At 63.5% G+C, this 22,081-nt stretch carries 14 protein-coding genes and 1 pseudogene; 10 read left to right on the top strand and 5 right to left on the bottom strand.

Annotated elements, in window-relative coordinates; all coding sequences use genetic code 11:
* Nucleotides 1-1,095 precede the first annotated feature (1,095 nt).
* From V1280_RS15100 to V1280_RS15085, 4 genes are all read left to right on the top strand, one after another.
* The gene (locus tag V1280_RS15100; protein ID WP_334525184.1) at nucleotides 1,096-4,968 is read left to right on the top strand and encodes an Ig-like domain-containing protein; all 3,873 of its coding nucleotides are present in this window, start codon (nucleotides 1,096-1,098) and stop codon (nucleotides 4,966-4,968) included.
* 984 nt (nucleotides 4,969-5,952) lie between these two features.
* On the top strand, nucleotides 5,953-8,643 hold the full coding sequence (locus tag V1280_RS15095) for a bifunctional acetate--CoA ligase family protein/GNAT family N-acetyltransferase (RefSeq protein WP_334525181.1): 2,691 nt from the start codon (nucleotides 5,953-5,955) through the stop codon (nucleotides 8,641-8,643).
* Nucleotides 8,644-8,817: 174 nt separating this feature from the next.
* On the top strand, nucleotides 8,818-8,952 hold the full coding sequence (locus V1280_RS15090) for a hypothetical protein (protein ID WP_334525178.1): 135 nt from the start codon (nucleotides 8,818-8,820) through the stop codon (nucleotides 8,950-8,952).
* A 246-nt stretch (nucleotides 8,953-9,198) separates the two neighbouring features.
* Nucleotides 9,199-9,927, top strand: coding sequence for a Crp/Fnr family transcriptional regulator (locus V1280_RS15085; protein ID WP_334525175.1), 729 nt, complete (start codon nucleotides 9,199-9,201; stop codon nucleotides 9,925-9,927).
* A 10-nt stretch (nucleotides 9,928-9,937) separates the two neighbouring features.
* Here V1280_RS15085 and V1280_RS15080 read toward each other — a convergent pair.
* A pseudogene (locus V1280_RS15080) lies at nucleotides 9,938-10,264 on the bottom strand (cyclase family protein); the annotation flags it as partial.
* A gap of 538 nt (nucleotides 10,265-10,802) precedes the next feature.
* Between V1280_RS15080 and V1280_RS15075 the strand changes: the two are divergent.
* The 4 genes from V1280_RS15075 (at nucleotide 10,803) to V1280_RS15060 (ending at nucleotide 14,550) form a co-directional block, all read left to right on the top strand.
* Nucleotides 10,803-11,774: a TRAP transporter substrate-binding protein gene (locus V1280_RS15075; RefSeq protein WP_334525173.1), complete on the top strand. Its 972-nt coding sequence runs from the start codon at nucleotides 10,803-10,805 to the stop codon at nucleotides 11,772-11,774.
* 64 nt (nucleotides 11,775-11,838) lie between these two features.
* Nucleotides 11,839-12,387 carry a TRAP transporter small permease gene (locus V1280_RS15070; protein WP_334525170.1) on the top strand — a complete coding sequence of 183 codons (549 nt, stop codon included), beginning with the start codon at nucleotides 11,839-11,841 and terminating at the stop codon, nucleotides 12,385-12,387.
* On the top strand, nucleotides 12,378-13,670 hold the full coding sequence (locus V1280_RS15065; RefSeq protein WP_334525167.1) for a TRAP transporter large permease: 1,293 nt from the start codon (nucleotides 12,378-12,380) through the stop codon (nucleotides 13,668-13,670). Before V1280_RS15070 ends, V1280_RS15065 begins: the two co-directional genes overlap by 10 nt.
* A gap of 73 nt (nucleotides 13,671-13,743) precedes the next feature.
* Nucleotides 13,744-14,550 (top strand): SDR family NAD(P)-dependent oxidoreductase, encoded by an 807-nt coding sequence (locus V1280_RS15060; protein ID WP_334525164.1) that lies wholly within the window; start codon nucleotides 13,744-13,746, stop codon nucleotides 14,548-14,550.
* A 9-nt stretch (nucleotides 14,551-14,559) separates the two neighbouring features.
* Here the strand turns inward: V1280_RS15060 and V1280_RS15055 are convergent, their stop codons facing one another.
* From V1280_RS15055 to V1280_RS15040, 4 genes are read right to left on the bottom strand one after another with little or no spacing between them, the layout of a single operon-like run.
* Nucleotides 14,560-15,258: a molybdate ABC transporter substrate-binding protein gene (locus tag V1280_RS15055; RefSeq protein ID WP_334525161.1), complete on the bottom strand. Its 699-nt coding sequence runs from the start codon at nucleotides 15,256-15,258 to the stop codon at nucleotides 14,560-14,562.
* On the bottom strand, nucleotides 15,255-17,384 hold the full coding sequence (locus tag V1280_RS15050; RefSeq protein ID WP_334525158.1) for a xanthine dehydrogenase family protein molybdopterin-binding subunit: 2,130 nt from the start codon (nucleotides 17,382-17,384) through the stop codon (nucleotides 15,255-15,257). Before V1280_RS15050 ends, V1280_RS15055 begins: the two co-directional genes overlap by 4 nt.
* Entirely contained in the window at nucleotides 17,381-17,851 is a 471-nt protein-coding gene (locus tag V1280_RS15045) for a (2Fe-2S)-binding protein (protein WP_334525156.1), read from the bottom strand. The genes V1280_RS15050 and V1280_RS15045 overlap by 4 nt, the downstream gene beginning before the upstream one ends.
* Nucleotides 17,852-17,864: 13 nt before the next feature.
* Nucleotides 17,865-18,821 carry a tripartite tricarboxylate transporter substrate binding protein gene (locus V1280_RS15040; protein ID WP_334538311.1) on the bottom strand — a complete coding sequence of 319 codons (957 nt, stop codon included), beginning with the start codon at nucleotides 18,819-18,821 and terminating at the stop codon, nucleotides 17,865-17,867.
* A gap of 252 nt (nucleotides 18,822-19,073) precedes the next feature.
* On the opposite strand from V1280_RS15040, the gene V1280_RS15035 reads away from it, so the two are divergent.
* Both V1280_RS15035 and V1280_RS15030 read left to right on the top strand, forming a co-directional pair.
* Nucleotides 19,074-21,164, top strand: coding sequence for a molybdopterin oxidoreductase family protein (locus V1280_RS15035; protein WP_334525153.1), 2,091 nt, complete (start codon nucleotides 19,074-19,076; stop codon nucleotides 21,162-21,164).
* A 132-nt stretch (nucleotides 21,165-21,296) separates the two neighbouring features.
* Nucleotides 21,297-22,079: an enoyl-CoA hydratase/isomerase family protein gene (locus V1280_RS15030; RefSeq protein WP_334525150.1), complete on the top strand. Its 783-nt coding sequence runs from the start codon at nucleotides 21,297-21,299 to the stop codon at nucleotides 22,077-22,079.
* The last annotated feature ends 2 nt before the right edge of the window (nucleotides 22,080-22,081 follow it).

Here is a 22,081-nt window from a genome sequence, read left to right as displayed (position 1 = left end):
TAGCAGGCTCACCTAGTTCTAGGCGCTGTCGCGGACTTTCGAGACCATGCCCTCAAGCCCGATCTTGCAGGCGAACTTTCGCTGAACTGCAGCCCAGTGCCCGAAAATGATGTTCTTCAATTTCCCCCTGCGCTGAATCAGCGGTATGCGCCGCAAGTCTGTTATTGAGCTACGGTCCAAGCCACGGCCTGCAACAAGGGGCGGCGCTGGTCACATCGAAACTCTCCAAAGCGCGTCCCAAGTGATTATCTCCGGGACCAGGGTCGCAGCCGGTCGTCCGTTGCGGTGAGGTAGTCGGCATACGCCGCTGGGATGAGATGTTTTTGCGACGAGTGAGGGCGCCGGATATTGTAGTCGGCGACAGATTGCGACGGTGGTCTGCTGGTATTCTCTCTCAGCATCCTTCTGGAACGCTTGATCGAGTGGACGTCAACGTTTGGCGCCTACGCCGCCCTTTCCTCGGGCACTCCGCGTTCGATTGCGCGCAGGATCATGACAGGATCATGAAATGCTCCAGCACGATGGCGAGCCAAATCGTTTTCTCGCTGCAGCTACAAGCTTCGTCGTTGGTTGCGAGCAGACCTTTGGTGGGCACTGATGACCGAAAGGGTTATTGAGTTCTCAGCACACCGCGTCTCATGTGATTGATTGAGGTACCTCCTCAGAGCCATTGGCTCGACAGGTGAACTCAGCGAGTATCGAGACGAAATCGCAGTTCGTCGCGTCTCGGATCAGCGAGTCGGGGCTTTCTGTCATCAGTCATTTTGATGAGGCCGAGCGGACCGTGGCAGCGGCGCGCCCAAATCTCTATTGCCAGGCTCCGGAGGGGGGGCATGCGGACGCCAAGTACCTCGCGTTCCGAGATTGCAGCAGTGGTCGTCCTGGAACCTGCTCTCTCGACCAACGGGCACCGCGATCTCGGACGCTTGGCCTGTCCTGGATCTGTCCCCCGGTCGCAACGATCCCTTCCATGATCTCCATTCAACAATTATCGCCCGTCCGCCTTCTGGGGGCGCCGCAGAGACGAACGCGAAGAGCCGCGCACCTTGATGAAAAAGGTTGCGCGCATCGAACCGCAAAGGAGGACTGACGATCATGACCACGACTCCGAGCCACATTGTCGTCCTTTCCCTGGAAAACGAGAACTACTCCGACATCATAGGTAATCCCCAGGCGCCTTACCTGAACTCGCTGGTCGCTCAGGGGATGCTGCTCACCAACGACTACGGTGTGACCCATCCGAGTCAGCCCAATTACATTGCCCTGTTTTCCGGCTCGACGCAGGGAGTCACCAGCAACGGCGCCGTTACCCAGCTTCCGGCCAGCGTACCGACGCTGGCGAGCACGCTTGCCGCCCATGGTTACACCTTCGGCGGTTACGCCGAAACCACGGCGGTCCCCGAACGCCAACCTTGGATCCACTTCGCCAATTCGGCCAATGACGGTCACGATTTCAGCACGTTTCCTCAGACCGCAGCCGGCTTTGCCAACCTTCCGACCGTCTCCTTTGTTTCGCCCAACGACGCCCACAACATGACGCCGACGAGCGACAATGGCGGCGGGATTCCGGCGGGTGATGCCTGGATCCAGGCCAATCTCTCTGCCTACGCCGCCTGGGCGCAGGCCAACAATTCGCTGCTGATCGTCACCTTCGACGAAAACAACACCAATCCAGCAGTGACCTACCCCAATCACGTTGCGGCGATCGTCGTCGGCGGAGGAGTCCCGGCCGGGGTCGTCAACGACTCGCCGGCTGATCCCTATTCCTTGCTCGCCACGATCGAAAGCCTTTACGGCGCTGCGCCGATCGGCGCCAGCGCCGGCGTGCCGGCGCTCAACTTCTATTCGGCGACGCCACCGACGTCGTCCACCTCCGTCGACCATTCATTTTCCGGATTGTCCGATCCGACCAACACTCCGCCGCAAAATGCGTTGGCGGTCGGGCCGAATTACATTTTCACCGCGGAGACCACGCACTACGAGATAACCGACCTCAGCGGCCATCCAATCGTATCCAACGGATCATTGCACAGCTTGTTCTTGCCGCTTGGCGCCACGCTCGACAACAATCTTCTCGACGCGCGCGCCACCTATGACAGTTCGACCGGCCACTACGTGGTCATCGCGGATAATTTTCAACCGGGAACCGGGAACTTCGCCACCAATATCGATATCGCCGTGTCGATAGATAGCAATCCGAACGACGGCTGGTATTTGGCTTCGATCGATACGTCCAACGGCGCCACGACCCAATCGGACATGCCCTATCTGTCGGTCAGCAACGGCAAGATCTACATCTCCGCGCCCGAATTTATCGACGCGGGAGGCGGCTACAACAACGGCGAATTCGTCGTCAACGAAAGCAGCGTCATAGCCGCCGCAAACGCCGCGATCACGCCTGACGCCAGCACCAGCGTGTCAGGGACCGGCGGCATCATGCGCAATATCGCCGGCGACAACGGGGTGACCTATTATTTGAGCGCCTATTCGACCGCGAGGCAAACCGCGCTCACATATCAAACCTACGATCCGACGCATGGCTTCAGCGCGACCCAAACGCTCTACCTCGGTGACGCCGATGTGGGCGGAAGCAGCAACACCGCCGCGCAGTTGGGCACGACCAAGACGCTCGGCCTTGGCGACGGGCGCATCCAAGGCCTTGCCTACACTTCCTCGGGAGGACACAACTACGTCTATGGCGTGAGCGAAGCCATGCCGATTGCGGGGGGGCTCGCGCAAATCGAGTGGTTCAAGCTCGATGTCACCGATCCCACGAATCCGCAATATGTCATCGGGAACGTCATTTCCGGCGCCTCCATCGGCACGGGTGTGGCCGTGTTCACCCCTTCGATTGCGGTCGACCAGAACGGCGACGTGCTCATCAATTTTTCGGCCTCCGGGCCGAACATGTACCCTTCCGACTATTATACGGTGCTCGGCGCCGGCGCTTCCGACTTCACCGCGCCGACGCTTTACCAGGCGAGCACCACGTTTTTCGATTCAGGCGCTCTGAACGACCAGCGCTGGGGCACCTATTCGACCGCTATCGCCGATCCGAACAACCCGGGCGGGTTCTGGATATCGAATGAATATATCGCCAACGGATGGTGGCAAACGGCAGTAGCTCAGGTCAGCGTCCATCCGGATACGACGCCGCCGGTCGCGCCGACCGGCCTGGCCCTCGACGCGACGACGGACAGCGGTACGATCGGCGATCGCATCACCAACTTTACGCACGTCAAGATCGACGGCACGGCCGAGTCCGGCAGCACGGTGACACTGTATGACAGCAACGGCACCACAGTGCTTGGCACGGGCACTGCGGACCTGACGACTGGTGCGTTCAGTATCACGACATCGGCGCTGGCTGATGGGACGCACAATATCACCGCGAAAGCGACCGATGCGTGGGGGAATACGAGCACTGCGTCCGCCGTCCTTGCCGTGACGGAGGACAGCACGGCACCGGTCGCGCCGACCGGCCTGTCCCTCGACGCGACGACGGACAGCGGTACGATCGGCGATCGCATCACCAACGTCGCGCACGCCAAGATCGACGGCACGGCCGAGCACGGCAGCACGGTGACACTGTATGACACCAACGGCACCACAGTGCTCGGCACGGGCATTGCGGACCCGACGACTGGCGCGTTCAGTATCACGACATCGGCGCTGGCTCAGGGGACGCACAATATCACCGCGAAAGCGACCGATACGGCGGGGAATACCGGCGCGGCATCTGCCGTCCTTGTCGTGACGGAGGACACCACGGCGCCGGTCCCGCCGACCGGCCTGTCCCTCGACGCGACGACGGACAGCGGCATCAAAGGCGACCACATCACCAGCTTCACCCAGGTGTTGATCGACGGAACGGCTGAGGCTGGTAGCACGGTGACGCTTTACGACACGAACGGCACGACGGTGCTCGGCACAGGCACTGCGAACCTGACGACTGGCGTGTTCAGCATTGCGACATCGACGTTGGCGGAGGGAACCCATAGCATCATTGCAAAAGCAACTGACGGCGCGGGGAATACCAGCAACGCGTCGAACGCACTTGCAGTGACCGCTCTCCATGTGACTGCCAATTTCGATTTCAGCGGCGATGGCCATAGCGATATTCTCTGGCGCAACGACAATGGCGCTGTGTCGATATGGAACAATGGCGACATCAACCAGGCTCATATCATTGCCCAAGCGGGCGTCGTGCCCGATAGCTGGCATTTCGCCGAGACCGGCGATTTCGACGGCAATGGCCGGAGCGACGTTCTCTGGCGCAACGACAACGGTGCAGTGTCGATCTGGGATAACGGCGACATCAGTAAGGCCCATATCGTGGCCGCGGCGGGCGTCGTCCCCAATAGCTGGCATATCGCCGGCACGGGCGACTTTGACGGCAATGGCCAGAGCGACATCCTCTGGCGCAACGACAATGGCGCAGTGTCGATCTGGGATAACGGCGACATCAGTAAGGCCCATATCGTGGCCGCGGCGGGCGTCGTCGCCAATAGCTGGCATTTCGCCGGCACCGGCGACTTTGACGGCAATGGCCAGAGCGACATCCTCTGGCGCAACGACAATGGCGCAGTGTCGATCTGGGATAACGGCGACATCAGTAAGGCCCATATCGTGGCCGCGGCGGGCGTCGTCGCCAATAGCTGGCATATCGCCGGCACCGGCGACTTTGACGGCAATGGCCAGAGCGACATCCTCTGGCGCAATGATAATGGCGCAGTGTCGATCTGGGATAACGGCGACATCAGCAAGGCCCACATCGTGGCCGCGGGGGGCGTCGTCCCCAATAGCTGGCATATCGCCGGCACAGGCGACTTCGACGGCAATGGCCACAGCGACATCCTCTGGCGCAACGACAATGGGGCGGTGTCGATCTGGGATAATGGGCAGATTGGCGCGGCGCATCAAATCGCCAATGCGAACTTGATCCCTAACGATTGGCACATTGCGTAAGCAAAGCTTGGTACGCGCACTGCGGACCTGACGACTGATGCGTTCAGTATTACGACGTCGGCGCAAGCCGAGGGGACGCACAATGTTGCCGCCACGGCAAGACCGACCTGCTGTTGCTCAACCCAACCACAAATGGCGTGGCGGTTTGGGAGATGAACGGCACACAGGTCGAGGCCAAAGCTCAAATCGGAGCGATCAATGCAGCAGCTGATTGGCATCTCGTGAGCTAGGGTGTGAGCTGGCATGCCGTCCAGTCAGCTTCTGCTCGCCGCCAGTTGCCTGCTTTCTCGTCAGCGCTCGAATTCGCAGGACAATGGCAGCAATCGTTTGTGGAACGGGCGGGTGGACGGGCTACGTGACGAGCCGCGCTCCGGAGCGCAGCGCACGATTGACGATGCTCGCATCGAAGCCGTGATCGCGAGGACAGTGGAGGGTTGCCCCGAGAACGCCCCCGTTGGAGTTCCCGCGACATGGCGAAGGCCAGCGGCCAGTCACTGTCGACGCTGCAGCGCATCTGGCGGGCCTTCGGACTCCAGCCGCATCGGATGGAGATGTTTCAAGCTTTCCACCAACCTAAGTTTCGTGGCCAAAGTGTGCGACGTCGTGGGCCTACTCTTGCCGCCTGAGCACGCTATTGCTCTGCGTGTGGACGAGAAGTCTCCAAGTCCAGGGCGCTGGACCGCAGCTATGCTGCCGATGCGTCTTGGCCGGCCGGCACGAAGAAGCCATCACTACGCGAGGGACGGCAGCACAAGACATCACGTCGTTTGTCGGCTTGACACCATGCCGATCCCAACCAATCCGAAGAACCAGGTCCTCCGATGACATCCTTGCTTCCATCCAGCGCTTCTGCCGGTACAATGCCCAGCAGCAGAATGCGACGCGATGGTGCAACTTCCGGTTCAGGACGCTAGGTGCGCTCGCTCCGTATCCGGGCCAGCATCGCAACTGTCGGATCCGTCGCCCGAACGGACGAATGTAGTCATGTCGACCTACCGCCTGAAAAACGTGCTGTCGCCCCGATCCGTCGCGCTGGTCGGCGCAAGCTCCCGCCCGGTCTCCGTTGGACGCGCGGTGCTGGAGAACACTCGCAAAGCGGGATTCAAGGGGCTGTTCGGTCTGGTGAACCCACGCCATGCCGAGATCGGTGGCGTTGCCGCGGTGAGCCGCCTGGAGCAGTTGCCATTCGTGCCCGAGCTCGTCGTCATCACCGCGCCGGCGCGAGAGGTCCCTGAGATCATCGAGCAGGCTGGCCGTCGCGGCTCGGCCGGCGCCCTGATCATCTCGGCGGGACTCGGTCACGGACCGGGATCGCTCCAGGAAGCCGCCACCGCTGCCGCCCGCAAATACGGCATGCGGCTGATCGGCCCCAACTGTCTCGGCATCATGATGCCCGGCGCAAGCCTCAACGCGAGTTTTGCCGCACACATGCCGGGGACGGGACACCTCGCGCTGATCTCGCAGTCGGGCGCGATCGCGGCCGGCATGGTGGATTGGGCCGCGCAGCGTGGCGTCGGCTTCTCGGGCATCGTCACGATCGGCGATCAGATCGACGTCGACATCGCGGACCTGCTCGACCATTTCGCGATGGACCACAAAACCCGCGCGATCCTGCTCTACATCGAGGCCATCAAGGACGCGCGGAAGTTCATGTCGGCGGCGCGCGCCGCGGCGCGCGTGAAACCCGTCGTCGTGGTGAAGTCCGGCCGCATGGCGCAGGGCGCGAAGGCGGCGGCCACACATACGGGCGCGCTCGCAGGCGCCGACGCCGTCTATGATGCGGCCTTCCGCCGCGCCGGCGTTCTCCGGGTGTCCGATCTGCGTGAGCTGTTCGATTGTGCCGAGACGCTCGGCCGGATCGGATCGCCGGCAGGCAAGCGCCTCGCCATCCTGACCAATGGTGGCGGCATCGGTGTGCTGGCGGTCGATCGGCTGGCGGACCTCGGCGGAATTCCCGCGCCCATGACCCCCGATATGCGCGAGAAGCTCGATGCGGTGCTGCCGCCGACCTGGTCCCGCGCCAATCCCGTCGATATCGTCGGCGACGCCGATGCGTTGCGCTATGCCGCGGCGCTGGCGGTGTTGCTCGACGATCCCGGCAATGACGCGGTTCTCGTGCTCAATGTGCAGACCGCGATCGCCTCGGCCGCCGAGATCGCAGCGACCGTGACTGAGCTCGTCGTCAAGTATCGCGAGAAGCACCGCAGTTGGGCCAAGCCCGTGCTTGCGGCCTGGGTGGGGGCCGACCAGCAGATCATCGCGACGTTGTCCGGCGCGGGCATTCCGAACTATCCGACCGAAGACGATGCGGTGCGTGGCTTCATGCATCTGGTCCGGCATCGCGAGGTGGTCGATGAGCTGAGCCAGGTTCCGCCGGCGATGCCGGACAGCTTCGTGCCGGATGTTGCGGCTGCGAAACAGATCGTCTCGACGGCCATCGCTGACGGGCGCAAATGGCTCGAGCCCGTCGAGATCAAGCATCTGCTGGGGTGCTATGACATCGGAATGGTGCCGACCTATGCGGCCGCAGATGTCGAGCAGGCCGTCGCCTATGCGGATGAGATATTCGCGCAAGGCGCGACCGTTGTGCTCAAGATCATGTCGCGCGACATCGTGCACAAGTCCGACGTCGGCGGTGTCGTACTCAATTTGACCTCGCCGGTCGCGGTGCGCGCGGCTGCTGTCGACATTCTCGCCCGGGCAAGGAAGCTGCGGCCTGAAGCCCGCATTGATGGCGTCATCGTCCAGGCGATGGTCGTCAAGGCGAAGGCGCGCGAGCTGATCCTGGGCCTCGCTGACGATCCCACCTTCGGCATGGTTGTCGTGTTTGGCCGTGGCGGGACGGCGGTCGAGATCATCAATGACAAGGCCCTGGCGCTGCCGCCGCTCGATTTGCAGCTCGCCCGCGACCTGATCGAGCGCACCCGTGTGTCGCGATTGTTCCCCGCCTATCGGGACGTGCCGGCTGTCAAGCAGGACGCCGTCGCCATGGTGCTGGTCAAGCTGGCGCAGATGGCTGCTGACATCCCCGAAATCCGCGAGCTCGATATCAATCCGCTGCTTGCGGATGAAACCGGCGTGACCGCCGTCGATGCCCGCGTCGCGGTGGCTCTGCCGCAGCGGAAATTTGCGGGCTCCGGTCCGGCCAATTTGGCGGTTCGCGCCTATCCCCCGCAATGGGAACGCCGGCTCGCGCTCAAGGACGGTTGGCATATCTTCGTGCGGCCGTTGCGCCCGGAGGACGAGCCCACCATCCATGAGTTCCTGCGCCACGTGACGCCTCACGACCTTCGTCTGCGCTTCTTCGCGCCGATGAAGGAGTTTACCCACGAATTCATCGCGCGTCTGACCCAGCTCGATTACGCGCGCGCCATGGCGTTCATTGCGTTCGATGAGAAGGACGAGATGGTCGGCGTGGTGCGGCTTCACTCGGACTCGATTTACGAGAGCGGCGAATACGCGATCCTGCTGCGATCCGACCTCAAGGGCAGGGGGCTCGGCTGGACCCTGATGCAGCTGATCATCGACTACGCGAGGTCCGAAGGGCTCAAAACCATCTCGGGCGACGTGCTCAAGGAGAACGTCGTGATGCTGGAGATGTGCCGGCAGCTTGGCTTCGAGATCAAGCCGGACCCGACCGAGCCTGATATCTGCGACGTGCGGCTGAAGCTCTGAGGCACGCCGGCTACGAGCGCGGTTCGGACGAGTGTCTGCCGCCAACAGAATAGGGCGGCGCACTGGCTGCGGCCTGAGTCCCGGCCCAGCCCGACGCCCGCCCATTCTTGATTCCGATCAATGACGCCCGCCGCGCGTCGCGAATAATGGCCGGAATAAGGTGGAGACGGTACAATGCCGATTGACGCGTCGCTGGTCGTCATCGCCGTCGTGGCGATCTTTGTCACATTCGCAGCCGCGCTGGCTTGGGCAGATCGACAGACCGGTGCAGGCCGGCTCGATTCGGACACGCAGCGCCGAAGTTCCTGAGATTACTGTCGCATTTTGTCGCGACAGCCGGGAGTGATTGGTTGGCGGCCCCAACTGTGGCTTGCTCTCTCTGCAACTCTGCATGGCTTGGAACGCATCGACGCACCCTCCGGGTGCGATTTCGCGGCGCGACCTCCGCATCTTAACGGCATTTGCTTCAAATTGTGTCCGTGCTTTCCGGTTGAAAAGCCTGCTAACGTTGACTACGCAGGAACTGCAGTGCCTCGCAGTCTTAGGAGTCCCGGCGTGCCTCAGGACAAGACCGGCGACCCCCGGCAGCCGTCGGGTAACAAACTGTCGGTTCTGCGCAAGCATCCGATCTTCGCAGATCTGGATCCGGACGCGCTCGATCAGCTCTGCCGCTATGCCAAGCACACCACGGTCAAGCGTGGCGCGACGATCGCGGCCAAGGGCGACCCAGGCAACAATCTGTTCGCGGTGATCTCCGGAACAGTGAAGATTTCCTCTTCATCGCCAGACGGCCGGAATGCCATTCTCAATCTGATCGGTCCCGGGGAAATCTTCGGTGAGATCGCCGTGCTTGATGGTGCGCCGCGGTCGGCGGATGCGACCGCCAACACCAATTGCGAGCTCTACATCATCGACCGCCGCGACTTCCTTCCGTTCGTGAAGAGTCAGCCGGCGCTGGCGATGAAATTCATCGAGCTGCTCTGCGCGCGACTGCGCTGGACCAGCCAGCAGGTCGAGCAGGTGATCTTGCAGAATCTCCCGGGCCGATTGGCGAGCGCGCTGCTGGGCCTCACCGAGGAGCGCAAGTTCGACTCCGGCAGCGGCACGCTTGCGATCACCCAGCAAGAGATCAGCGAGATGGTGGGGATGACGCGCGAGAGTATCAACAAGCAATTGCGCGCCTGGGCCGGACGGAGCTGGGTGCGCCTCGAGCACGGCGCCATCGTCGTACTCGACACCGATGCGCTGCGCGAGCTCGCCGAAAGCGGCCTCGACGGCGAGTGATCGTGTTTGCCTAACCGTCGATGATGGCGACTGCGCGGGTCCAGCCCGCCGACGCGCGCTCGATCTTCACCGGGAAGCATGAGACCGTGAATCCGATCGATGGCAATTACTCGAGATTGTGCAGCTTCTCGAGATGGCAATAGCCGATGTGCCGCCCTGCCTTGTGGCCTTCCCAGATCAGGCTCGCGTCCTTGGTCTCCGCATACTTCCTGGCGGTGAAGACGAAGGGTGCATCCCAGCTCCAGCCATCGGTGCCGGTCAGCCGCCCGCCGCGCTCGAGCAGGTACATGGTGGCGTCATAGCCCGTGCCGCAGCCGGAGTTGACGTGATCCACCTGGGCGTGGCCATAATTCTGAAAAACGGAAATTTCTGCCGATCGTTCCCGGGGGCGCCACATGGTTGATCAATGCAACTCCAGCATCGATCAATGCCGCATTTGGCTTGGACTCAGAATGCCGCCCGCCCTAGGGACGACGCTGGCGATATCGCGCCGATGCGGCGCGTTCGTACAGGATGAGCCGATCGTCTCGCCCGAACCTCAAGCCGCAATCAATAGCGGTCGAGCACGAAACCAGGGGAACGTCTATGGATACGATGAGCATCGCACCCGCGCATCCGGCATTGGCCGGTGACGCGGCCCGATCGCCGGGGCGCCGCCGCTTGCCGCACAGGTCCCCTGCAGAAGCGGGCGCGATGAGCGTCGCACTGTCCCGGGCGGACATTACCAACCGGCCAAATCCCCTCGACTCCGCCACGCAATGCTACGAAGGTGGTGCAGTTGCAGTGCTTGACTTCACACCTGAAGTGGAGCGACCCAAGGCGGCCCGCAGCTCGTGCCCAACGACGACATAATCACACTCAGGAGGAAACCCCAGATGAAGACGTTAATCGGTATCATCGCAGCCGCTGCATTGGCGGTGTCGGCGCCGCTCGCAACCGCACGCGATTTCCGTTCTGCCGACATCCATCCCGCCGACTATCCGACCGTCGAGGCGGTCAAGTTCATGGGCAAGCAGCTCGCGACGGCGAGCGGCGGCAAGCTCGGCGTCAAGGTGTTTCCGAATGGCGCCCTGGGCTCCGAGAAGGACACCATCGAGCAGCTCAAGATCGGCGCGCTCGACATGATGCGGATCAACGCATCGCCGTTGAACAACTTCGTGCCCGAGACCATCGCGCTGTGTCTGCCCTTCGTCTTCCGGGACACCCAGCACATGCGCAACGTGCTCGACGGCCCGATCGGCGATGAGATCCTGGCGGCCATGGAGCCTGCGGGCCTGGTCGGTCTGGCCTATTACGACAGCGGCGCCCGGTCCATCTATACCGTCAAGGCACCGATCAAGTCGCTTGCGGACCTCAAGGGCCTGAAGATCCGCGTCCAGCAGTCCGACCTGTGGGTCGGCATGATCGAGAGCCTCGGAGCCAATCCGACGCCGATGCCGTATGGCGAGGTCTACACCGCCCTCAAGACCGGCCTGGTGGACGCCGCCGAGAACAACTGGCCTTCCTACGAATCCTCGCGCCACTTCGAGGCCGCCAAGTTCTACAACGTCACCGAGCACTCGCTGGCGCCGGAAGTCCTCGTGATGTCCAAGAAGGTCTGGGACACGCTCAGCAAGGAGGATCAGGCGATGGTCCGCAAGGCGGCCAAGGAATCAGTGCCCGTCATGCGCAAGCTCTGGGACGAGCGTGAGCTGGCTTCGCGCAAGACCGTCGAGGCAGCCGGCGTTCAGGTCATCACGATCGCGAACAAGCAGGAATTCGTCGACGCGATGAAGCCGGTCTACGCCAAGTTCGCCGGCGACGACAAGCTGCAGAGCCTCGTCAAGCGAATCCAGGCCACGAAGTAGCACCATAGCGCATCCGGTCCGGTGCCGCCGCGAGGCGGCACCGGGCCCTTGCAAGGAGACGATGATGACAGACCCTCACGTCGCAAGCCACGAGCAGGAGGTAGAAGGGCGACCGTCTACCGGCTTGCTGTCGCGGATCAATGCCGTCGTTGCTCGGCTCGGCATGTATCTGTCCGTGACCGGCCTGCTCGTCATCGTCACGATCGTGTTCTACCAGGTGTTCGGACGTTACGTGCTCAATTCCAGTCCGACCTGGACCGAGAACCTCGCATTGGTGCTGATCCTCTACGTCACGCTGATCGGCGCCGCCGTCGGCGTGCGCGATGCCGGACATATCGGCATGGACAGTTTGCTGGTGATGCTTCCCGATCATATACGCGAGAAGGTCGAGCTCGTGATCCACGTCCTGGTGGCGATCTTCGGCGTTGCGATGGTCTATAACGGCTGGATCCTCGGCGCGTCGGTCGGGACCGTGAAGATCCCCAATCTCGGCCTGCCCGAGGTCGTCCGTTACGTGCCGCTGATCGCCTCCGGCGTTCTGATCGTCTCCTTCTCAATCGAGCACATCATTGCTCTCCTGCGTGGCGAAGAGGTCGTCCCCTCATGGAACTGATTATTCTCGGCGCCACCTTCTTCGGCTTTCTGGTTCTCGGCGTTCCGGTCGCCTTCGCGATCGGGCTGTCGGCGATTTGCACCATCCTTTACGAAGGCCTGCCGGTCGCCGTCATCTTCCAGCAGATGATGTCGGGGATGAACATCTTCTCCTTCCTGGCCATTCCGTTCTTCGTCTTCAGCGGTGAGCTGATGCTGCATGGCGGCGTTGCCGACAAGATCGTGCAGCTTGCCAAGAATCTCGTGGGACACATCCGCGGCGGTCTCGGCATGTCGAACGTGGTCGCCTGCACGCTGTTCGGCGGCGTCTCCGGCTCGCCGGTGGCCGACGTGTCGGCGATGGGCGCGGTGATGATCCCGATGATGAAAAAGGAAGGGTTCGACACCGACTACGCCGTCAACGTCACGACCCACGCCTCGCTGGTCGGAGCGCTAATGCCGACCAGCCACAACATGATCATCTATGCGCTCGCCGCGGGCGGCAAGGTCTCCATCGGCGCACTGATCGCCGCCGGCCTGCTGCCGGCGATGGTGCTGATGGTGTGCATGCTGGTCGCCGCCTACGCCGTCGCGGTGAAGCGCGGCTATCCGGCCGGCAAGTTCCCGGGCTGGGCCGAGGTGTTCCGCTCGTTCGCAGCCGCGCTGCCGGGCCTGCTGATCGTCGGCATCATCCTGGCCGGCATCCTGTCCGGCGTCTTCACGGCCACTGAATCCGCGGCCGTGGCGGTCACCTACACGATCCTGCTGACATTCTTCATCTACCGCACCATGACCCTGCCGAACTTCCTGCGCGCCGCAGCGAAGGCGGTGAAGACGACGGGCGTGGTGCTGCTGCTGATCGGCGTCTCCACCATGTTCCAGTATCTGATGGGGCTCTATGAGGTGGCCGACTTCGCCGGCGACCTGATGAGCAAGGTCTCCTCGCAACCCTGGATGATCTTCCTGCTCATCAACGTCATCTTGTTCTTGCTCGGCACGTTCATGGACATGGCGGCGACCATCCTGATCTGCACGCCGATCTTCCTGCCGATCGCGATGAAGGCGGGAATGGATCCGGTGCAGTTCGGCATGCTGATGCTGATCAACTGCGCCCTCGGGCTGAACACTCCGCCGGTCGGCACGACGCAGTTCGTCGGCTGCGCCATCGGCGGCATCTCGGTCGGCGCGGTGATGCGCACCATCATGCCGTTCTACGCCGCCCTGATCGCGGCGCTGATGTTCGTGACCTACGTTCCGGCCTTCTCGCTGTGGCTGCCCCGTCTGCTGATGGGATACAAGGGATAGCTGTCGCGCGTTCGCCGGCATTGGCCGGCGAACTGCGCTTGCGATAGTTCACAGCAACAGGGAGAAGCTGTCCGTGACTGATTATCGCAAGCTCTTCGATCTCACCGGCAAGACTGCCGTGGTGCTCGGCGCTGCATCGGGCATCGGCAAAGCGTCGGCCGAGGCGTTGGCGGGGCTTGGCGCCCGCGTCGTCTGCGCCGATCGCGCGCTTGACGCGGCAGAGGCGACGGCTGCGGGAATCCGCGACAAGGGTGGTTGGGCCGAAGCGGCCGCGTGCGACGCCGCGAGCACTGCCGACGTCAACGCGCTCGCCAAAACCGTGATGCAGACATTTTCGCGGCTCGACATCGCCGTGACGACGCCCGGGCTGAATATCCGCAAGACCATCCTCGACTACACCGAGGAGGATCTCGACCGCGTCCTCAACCTCAACGTCAAGGGCACGGTCTGGTTCTTCCAGGCTTTCGGCCGCATCATGGTCGAGCAAAAGGGCGGCAGCATCATCGCCTGCTCCTCGGTGCGCGCGGTCACGATCGAGCCGGGGCTCGGAATCTACGGCTCGACCAAGGCGGCGATCGGCTTGCTGGTGAAGGGCTTTGCCTCCGAGGTCGGCCATGCCGGGGTGCGCGTCAATGCGATCGCGCCGAGCATCGTGGAGACCGCGCTGACCAGCGCGTTCAAGCAGCGGCCCGACATCTACAATCTCTATGCCGGCCACACCGTGTTCAACCGCTGGAGCAGCGCTGACGAGGTCGCGACGGCCGTCGCCTACCTCGCCTCGGATGCCGCTAGCTATGTCAGCGGCAGCACGCTGTTCGTCGATGGCGGTTGGACCGGGGTCGACGGTCCGCCGACCGGTCTCACCCAGCTGCACACATAAGGTTCGCATCTAGGCGGCAAAGCCCACGCGCTGGCGCAGCTCCCTGTGATCTGCGCCAGTCAGCAGTGCAATCAGTGCGGACGCTTCGTTCGGATGCGCCGCCTGCGTGGTCACGCCGGCCGTGTACATCGTCACCAGCTCGCATCCCGGCGGCAGCGAACCCGATAGCGCGATGCCGTCGGTCGCGATGATCTCGGTCGCCTGCGTGCATCCGATCGGCCGCGCCGCGGCGGACATCGCCAGCTCGTGCATCGCCGTTGCGCCGTTCGGAAAGATCTTCAGGCGCGACGTGACCTCATAGGCGATGCCAAGCTGATCCAGCACTTTTGCGACGTGCTGGCCAGCGGTCGAGGCCTTGGTGTCGGGAACGTAGATCGCGCCTGCAGATTGCAGGATCTCGCGGAGATCGGCTTCCGTTTTCACGGACACCCTGGGATCGCGGCTGCGGACCGCCAGCGCGGTCTCGACCCGGCCGACATCGGCGATCGAGGAGGGGACGACAAGCTTCTCCGCGGCAAGCTTTGCAAGGAGGACCTGCGTCAGGATGACGAGATCGGCCGGCTTGCTCGCGCGCAGCTTGTCCGCCATAACGCCGACCGCGCCGAATTCGCCGCCGATGCCGAAGCCGGTCTTCGCCTTGAAGGCCTCGCCGAGGCCGCGCACCAGGCCTTGCGCCGCGCCGCCGCTCAAAATGTTCACTGTGGTCACGATGCAAGCTCCATGGCTGCGATGATTTTGTCGCGTGTGATCGGCAGGTCGCGCACACGCACGCCGAGGCAATCGAAAACCGCATTGGCGATGGCCGCCGTCGCCGGTCCGTGCGCGGCTTCGCCGGCGCCGACGGGATCGATCTCCAGTCGCTGGATGATCTCGACATCCACCGCCGGCGCCTCGCTGAAGGTCAGGATCGGATAGTCCGTCCACGAGGTCGATGTGATGCGCGTCCGATCGAAGCGGACGCGCTCCTTCAACACCCAGCTCGTCGCCTGGATCGCGCCGCCCTCGATCTGGTTGATGACGCCGTCCGGATTGATGGCCTCGCCGACATCGACCGCAAGCGTGAGCCGCCTCACGCGGACCTCGTCGGTGCCTTCGATCTCGGCAATAGCGGCGCAATAGGCGCCGGTGTTCTTGTAGCGGGCAAAGCCTATGCCATAACCGATGCCGGATCGTCTCTCGGGCTTCCACCCCGCGCGTCGCGCTACCGCGCGGATGACCTCGCGTGCCCGTTCGTCGCGTAGGTGCCGCAGGCGAAACGCGATCGGGTCTTCGCCGCGCAGGGCGGCGATTTCGTCGAGCAGAGATTCGATTGCGAAGACGTTACCCTGCGCGCCGAGGGTCCGCAGTGCCGAGGTGCGCACCGGCATGGTCAGCAGGCGATGGCTCGTGATCGTCCAAGCCGGGAAATCGTAGAGCGGGACAGAGTTGCGGTCGCCACCGCCGCCATTGGCGGCAGGGGGATTGGTCGAGATAATGCGCGGATAGGGATTTGCGATCTCGCTCGCCGCGAGCAGAGCGGGCTGCGCCGCACGCCCGGGCCGCGCCGCGTGGCCGTTGCTCCAGATCGCATGGCGCCAGCCGACGATCTCGTTTTCAGTGTCGAGATCGGCCTCGATCTCGATGGCCATGGCGGCGCCGAACGGTGCGTGGGACATCTCGTCGTGGCGCGACCATTGCACCCGCACCGGGCGGCCTCCGGCAGCTTTCGCCAGCAGCACGGCATCGAGCGCGACATCGTCAGCCGCATTGTGCCCGTAGCAGCCGGCGCCCTCCATATGCTCGACGACGATGTTTTCGACCGGCAGCTTGAGCACGATCGCGAGATCGGCGCGCAGCAGATAGACGCCCTGGCTATGCGTCCAGACATGGACCCGGTCGCCATCCCATCGCGCCATCGCGCAGGACGGCGCGATCGAGGCATGTGCGATGTAGGGCCGGGTGTATTGCCGGCGAAGCGTGCGTGTAGTCCTTGTCGTCGCCGCTACCTTGGTGTCGATGACGGTGGTCTCGACCGGCTGGCTTCTCAGGAAGCCGGCGAGATCGTTTTCATCCGGCAGCGCCTCGCCGGCCGACCATGTTGCGCCCTTACGCAACGCTTTCAGCGCGGCTTCCGCCGCGGCCTCGCTGTCGGCGACGGCGCCCGCAAAGCCATCGTCGCGGACGATCGCGATAAGCCCGGAAACGGCGCGCGCGGCTCCTTCGTCGAGCGCGATCAGCCTTGCGCCCGAGATGTCCGGCCGCAGCACGCGTCCGTGCATCAATCCCGGCAGCGCCTGATCATGGATAAAGCGGGGCCGTGCGAACACCTTGTCGGGAATATCCACGCGCTGCACCGAATGCCCGGCGATGCTGCGTGTGGCTGAGGACTTCGCCACAATGCCCGCAATGGCATCGTGATCGAGCGAGACGTCGCCAGCCAGCTCCCAATAGCTGGTCCTGACATTGCCGGGCCCGGAGATCGTGCCGTCCTCGACACCGAGCAGCGACGCATCGACGCCAAGACGTTCCGATGCAGCCGCGAGGAAACGCTGGCGTACTTCGGCACAGGCGTGGCGCAGTGCGCGGCCGGACTGCTGGATCGACAGGCTGCCGGACGTGACACCCTCATTCGGGCTCGCAGCCGTCGAGGCGCGGATCATCTCGATGCGGCCGATCTCGACGTCGAGCTCGTCCGCCGCGATCTGCGCCAGCGCCGTGACGATACCCTGGCCGATTTCGACCTTGCCGGGCGAGATCGCAACGCGGCCTTCGCCGGTGAACTTCACCCAGGACGACAGTCTTGGATTGGCTGCGAGGCTGACCGGAAGTTTCGGGGCAGGGGACAGCGCACTCATGACGTCGCCATCTCCGATGCCGCCCGCAGTACGGCGCGGACCATCCGGCTGTGCGATCCACAGCGGCACAGATTGCGATCGAGCGCCGCTCTGACCTCGGCCTCCGACGGCGATGGATTGCGCTTCAGCAGCGCCGCCGCACTGATCAGGATTCCCGAGACGCAATAGCCGCATTGCATCGCCTGTTCGGAGATGAAGGCGCGTTGCAGCGGATGCGGTTGCTCGGCCGTGCCGAGACCCTCCAGCGTGACGATTTGCTTGTTCGCCACCGACCACATCGGCATGTCGCAAGACGCCATCGCGCGGTCGCCAACCATCACGTAACAGGCGCCGCATTCACCGGCCCCGCAGCCGAAATGGGGACTGGAGGTGCCGAGTCGGCCACGCAGCACGTCGAGCAGCGCTTGATCGGGATCGGCATCCACCGTCACCGTCACGCCGTTGAGCTGGAACTGAATGGTGGGCATGACGGCTAAGGCCTCAGGATTTGTCGAACTTCTTGACGACATCGGCCCATTTCGCGATGTCGCCCCTCAGGAACTTGTCGAATTCTTCCGGCGTCATCGACATGGGCACGGCACCCTGCTCGGTCCAGAGTTTGACGATGTCCGGCCGCCTCACCATCGCGTTCACGGCGGCATTCAGTTTGTCGATCACGGGCTTTGGCGTGCCCACTGGGGCCATCAGGCCGAGCCAGATCGTCGCCTCGTAGCCGGGAACGCCTGCCTCGCCGGCAGTCGGCACATTGGCCAGCACCGCGGAACGCTGCTGACCGGTGGTCGCGAGTGCGCGGACCTGGTTCTCTCCGATGTTCGGCGCCATCGCGGGCACCGCGTCGATCATCATCTGAACGTGGCCACCGATCACGCCGCTGCGCGCTTCGCCGCTGTTGCGATAGGGCACATGGACGATTTCGATGCCGACCATCGCTTTGAACAGCTCGCCAGCCATGTGGTAGGGCGTGCCCTGGCCGGAAGAGGCGTAGTTGAGCTTGCCCGGCTGCGCCTTGGCGAGCGCGATGAACTCCTGCAGCGTCTTCGCGGGAACTTGCGGGTTCACCACGATGACGAGATCGGAATAGTTCACCGGCGCGATCGGCGCGAGGTCGCGCATCAAATCGTATTTGCGCTGCTCCGGCGTCAGCAGCGATTCATTCGCGGTTTGGGTGTTGGACATCATCAGCAAGGTATAGCCGTCGGCCGGCGACTTTGCCGCCTCGACCGTGCCGATGACACCGCCCGCGCCGGTGCGGTTCTCGACCACGAAGGGCTGACCAAAGCGCTCCTGGAGCGCGTTGCCGATCAGCCGGGCCGCGACGTCGGCCGGCCCGCCAGCGCCGAAGGGCACGACGATGCGGACCGCGTGCGCGGGATAGCCTTGCGCCAGGGACGGAGTTGCGGAGAGTGCGGTGAGCAGGCCGGCGGCCAGCGCCAGCATCAATTGTCGGGCCGTCACGCCCACCTCCCTCAACTCGTTTTTGTTGGCTGGGACTGTAGCGGCAGCGGGTGCGGACTGTCGACGCCTCACAAAGTCGATCTCGGCCGGAATATCGGGCCGTTTTCGGTGTGGCGGCGGGGCATTTCGCGGTCGCGGCAGGAACACGCCAGGCGCATGGTTTGAGCATTTTGCATGGGCACTGCCGGATAAATGCCCTCGGCTGCCCGGTAGTTTGGTGTTACCAAATTGGTCATGAACCAGCACGCCAAGATCGAGATCCGGCACTCCACCTGTCCGCACGATTGCCCGTCGGCCTGTGCGCTCGATGTCGAGGTGGTCGAGGGTCGCAGCATCGGCCGCGTCCGCGGTTCGAAAAAGCAGACCTATACGGCTGGTGTGGTCTGCGCCAAGGTCGCTCGCTACGCCGAGCGCATCCACCATCCGGAGCGGCTGACGTTTCCGATGCGCCGGATCGGACCGAAAGGCTCCGGCCAGTTTGCGCGGATCACCTGGGACGAGGCGCTGGACGAGATCGCCGATCGCTTCAATCAGGCCGAGCGCGAGTTCGGCGCGGAATCGATCTGGCCATATTACTACGCCGGCACGATGGGGCTGGTGATGCGCGACGGCCTCAACCGCCTCACGCATGTGAAAAAATATTCGCGGTTCTACCAGACCATTTGCGCCAATGTCGGGCGCATCGGCTTTGCGATCGGGACCGGCAAGATCGCGGGCGCCGATCCGCGCGAGATGGCGCTCTCCGACCTCGTCGTGATCTGGGGCACCAACCCCGTCAACACGCAGGTCAACGTGATGACGCACGCTGCGCGTGCGCGGAAGGAGCGCGGCGCCAAAATCGCGGCGGTCGACATCTACGACAACGAGACGATGAAGCAGGCTGACATCAAGATCCTGCTGCGGCCCGGCACCGACGGCGCCTTCGCCTGTGGCGTGATGCATGTTCTCTTCCGCGACGGCTATGCCGACCGCGCCTATATGGACAAATACACTGATTGCCCCGCCGAGCTCGAGGCGCATCTAAAGACACGCACCCCGGAATGGGCGTCTGTGATTTGCGGCGTGCCGGTGGCGGAGATCGAGGCCTTCGCCAAAGCTGTCGGCGAGACCAAGCGGACGTTCTTCCGGCTCGGCTACGGTTTTACGCGTTCGCGCAACGGCGCGACGCAGATGCATGCGGCGAACTGTATTCCCGCGGTGACCGGCGCCTGGCAATACGAGGGCGGCGGTGCCTTCTTCAACAATTACGCGCTATGGCACTTCAACGAAGCCGTCATCGAAGGTCACGATGCACTCGACAAGTCGATCCGCGCGCTCGACCAGTCGCAGATCGGCCGCATCCTCACCGGCGATACCGAGGCCCTGCTGGGCAAGGGCCCGGTCAAGGCAATGCTGATTCAGAACACCAACCCGATGACCGTCGCTCCGGAGCAGGCGCTGGTGCGGCAAGGCTTTGCGCGCGAGGATCTGTTCGTCGCGGTGCACGAGCAGTTCATGACCGAGACGGCGCAGATGGCCGACATCGTGCTGCCGGCGACCATGTTCATGGAGCATGACGATCTCTATTACGGCGGTGGCCACCAGCACATCTCGGTGGGGCCGAAGCTGATCGATCCGCCCGGTGAATGTCGCTCCAACCATCAGGTGTTGCAGGCGCTGGCGCCGCGGCTTGGCGCGAAGCATCGGGGTTTCGAGATGACGCCGCGCGAATTGATCGACGCGACGCTGAAGCTCAGCGATCACGGCGACATCGCCGGCCTCGAGGCCGACCTCTGGCGCGATTTGCAGCCGGACTTCCGCACTTCTCATTATCTCGATGGCTTCGCTCATCCCGACAAGAAATTCCACTTCAAGGCCGATTGGGCGCATCCGCCGTTCGGCCAGATGATGGGTGATTTCGACAAGATGCCGTCGCTGCCGGACCATTGGGCCGTGATCGAGCACACCGATCAGGCCCATCCGTTCCGGCTCGCGACCAGCCCCTCGCGCAGCTTCCTCAACACCACCTTCAACGAGACTCCGTCCTCGCAGGCGCGCGAGGGCAAGGCGAGCGTGATGATCCATCCGCTGGACGCAGCTGCACTCGACATCGCCGACGGCGACGCCGTGACGCTCGGCAACACCCGCGGCGAGACCACGCTGATTGCCGCACTGTTTGAAGGTGTACGGCGCGGCGTGCTGATTGCGGAGTCCGTGCATCCGAACAAGAATCATATTGGCGGCCGCGGCATCAACATGCTGACGGGAGCCGAAGCGGTCGCCCCGATCGGCGGCGCTGCGTTCCACGACAACAAGGTCTGGATCAGGAAAGCGGCCGCGGCCTGAGCCGCGCTCGCGGTTCGATCGCGCGCAAATTTGTGTCGAGGCGCTAAAGCGGCGCCTCCCGACAGATTGCCCTTGCACGCCGCGCCCGAGCTGCCGCAAATGGCTGCAAACCGGGAGCAAGGATAAAGCGTCATGACCGACACCACAGGCGTCATCACCGAGAAGCGCGGGCAGGCGTTCTGGATCACCATCAACCGGCCGGAGAAGCGCAACGCGCTGAACGGCGACGTGATCGCCGGCATCACACACGGCTATCGCGACGCGCATGACGACAAGGACGTCCGCGTCATCGTGCTGACCGGCGCGGGCGACAAGGCATTTTGTGCTGGCGCGGACTTGCAGAATTCCGGTGCGGCTTTTGCGATGGATCATTCCAGGCCGAACGTCGATTATGCCGATCTGTTGCGCCTGTCGCAGAACGCGACCAAGCCGGCGATCGCGCGTGTCGGCGGCGTCTGCATGGCCGGCGGCATGGGGCTTCTTTGCATGACCGACATGGCGGTTGCGGCGGATCACGTCATCTTCGGCCTGCCGGAGGTGAAGGTCGGCGTGTTTCCGATGCAGGTGCTGAGCCTGTTGCAGGAGATCGCACCGCGACGCCTGATAAACGAATGGGCGCTCACCGGCGAGCCGTTCGACGCGAAGACGGCGAAGGATGCGGGCCTGCTCAACTACGTCGTGCCCACGGCCGAGCTCGACGCCAAGGTCGAATGGCTGATCGGCCGCATCGTCGACAAATCTCCGACCGCGATCCGTCGCGGCAAGTATGCGATGCGTGCCATCGCCTCGATGTCGTTCGACGAAAGCATCGCCTACACCGAAAGCCAGATCGCATTGCTCGCCATGACCGAGGACGCCAAGGAGGGGCTGAAGGCGTTCGCCGAGAAGCGCAAGCCCTTATGGTCCGGAAAATAGGT

Source organism: Bradyrhizobium sp. AZCC 2230 (genome assembly GCF_036924495.1).
Classification (GTDB): domain Bacteria; phylum Pseudomonadota; class Alphaproteobacteria; order Rhizobiales; family Xanthobacteraceae; genus Bradyrhizobium; species Bradyrhizobium rifense.
This window is presented reverse-complemented; position numbering and strand designations above follow the sequence as displayed.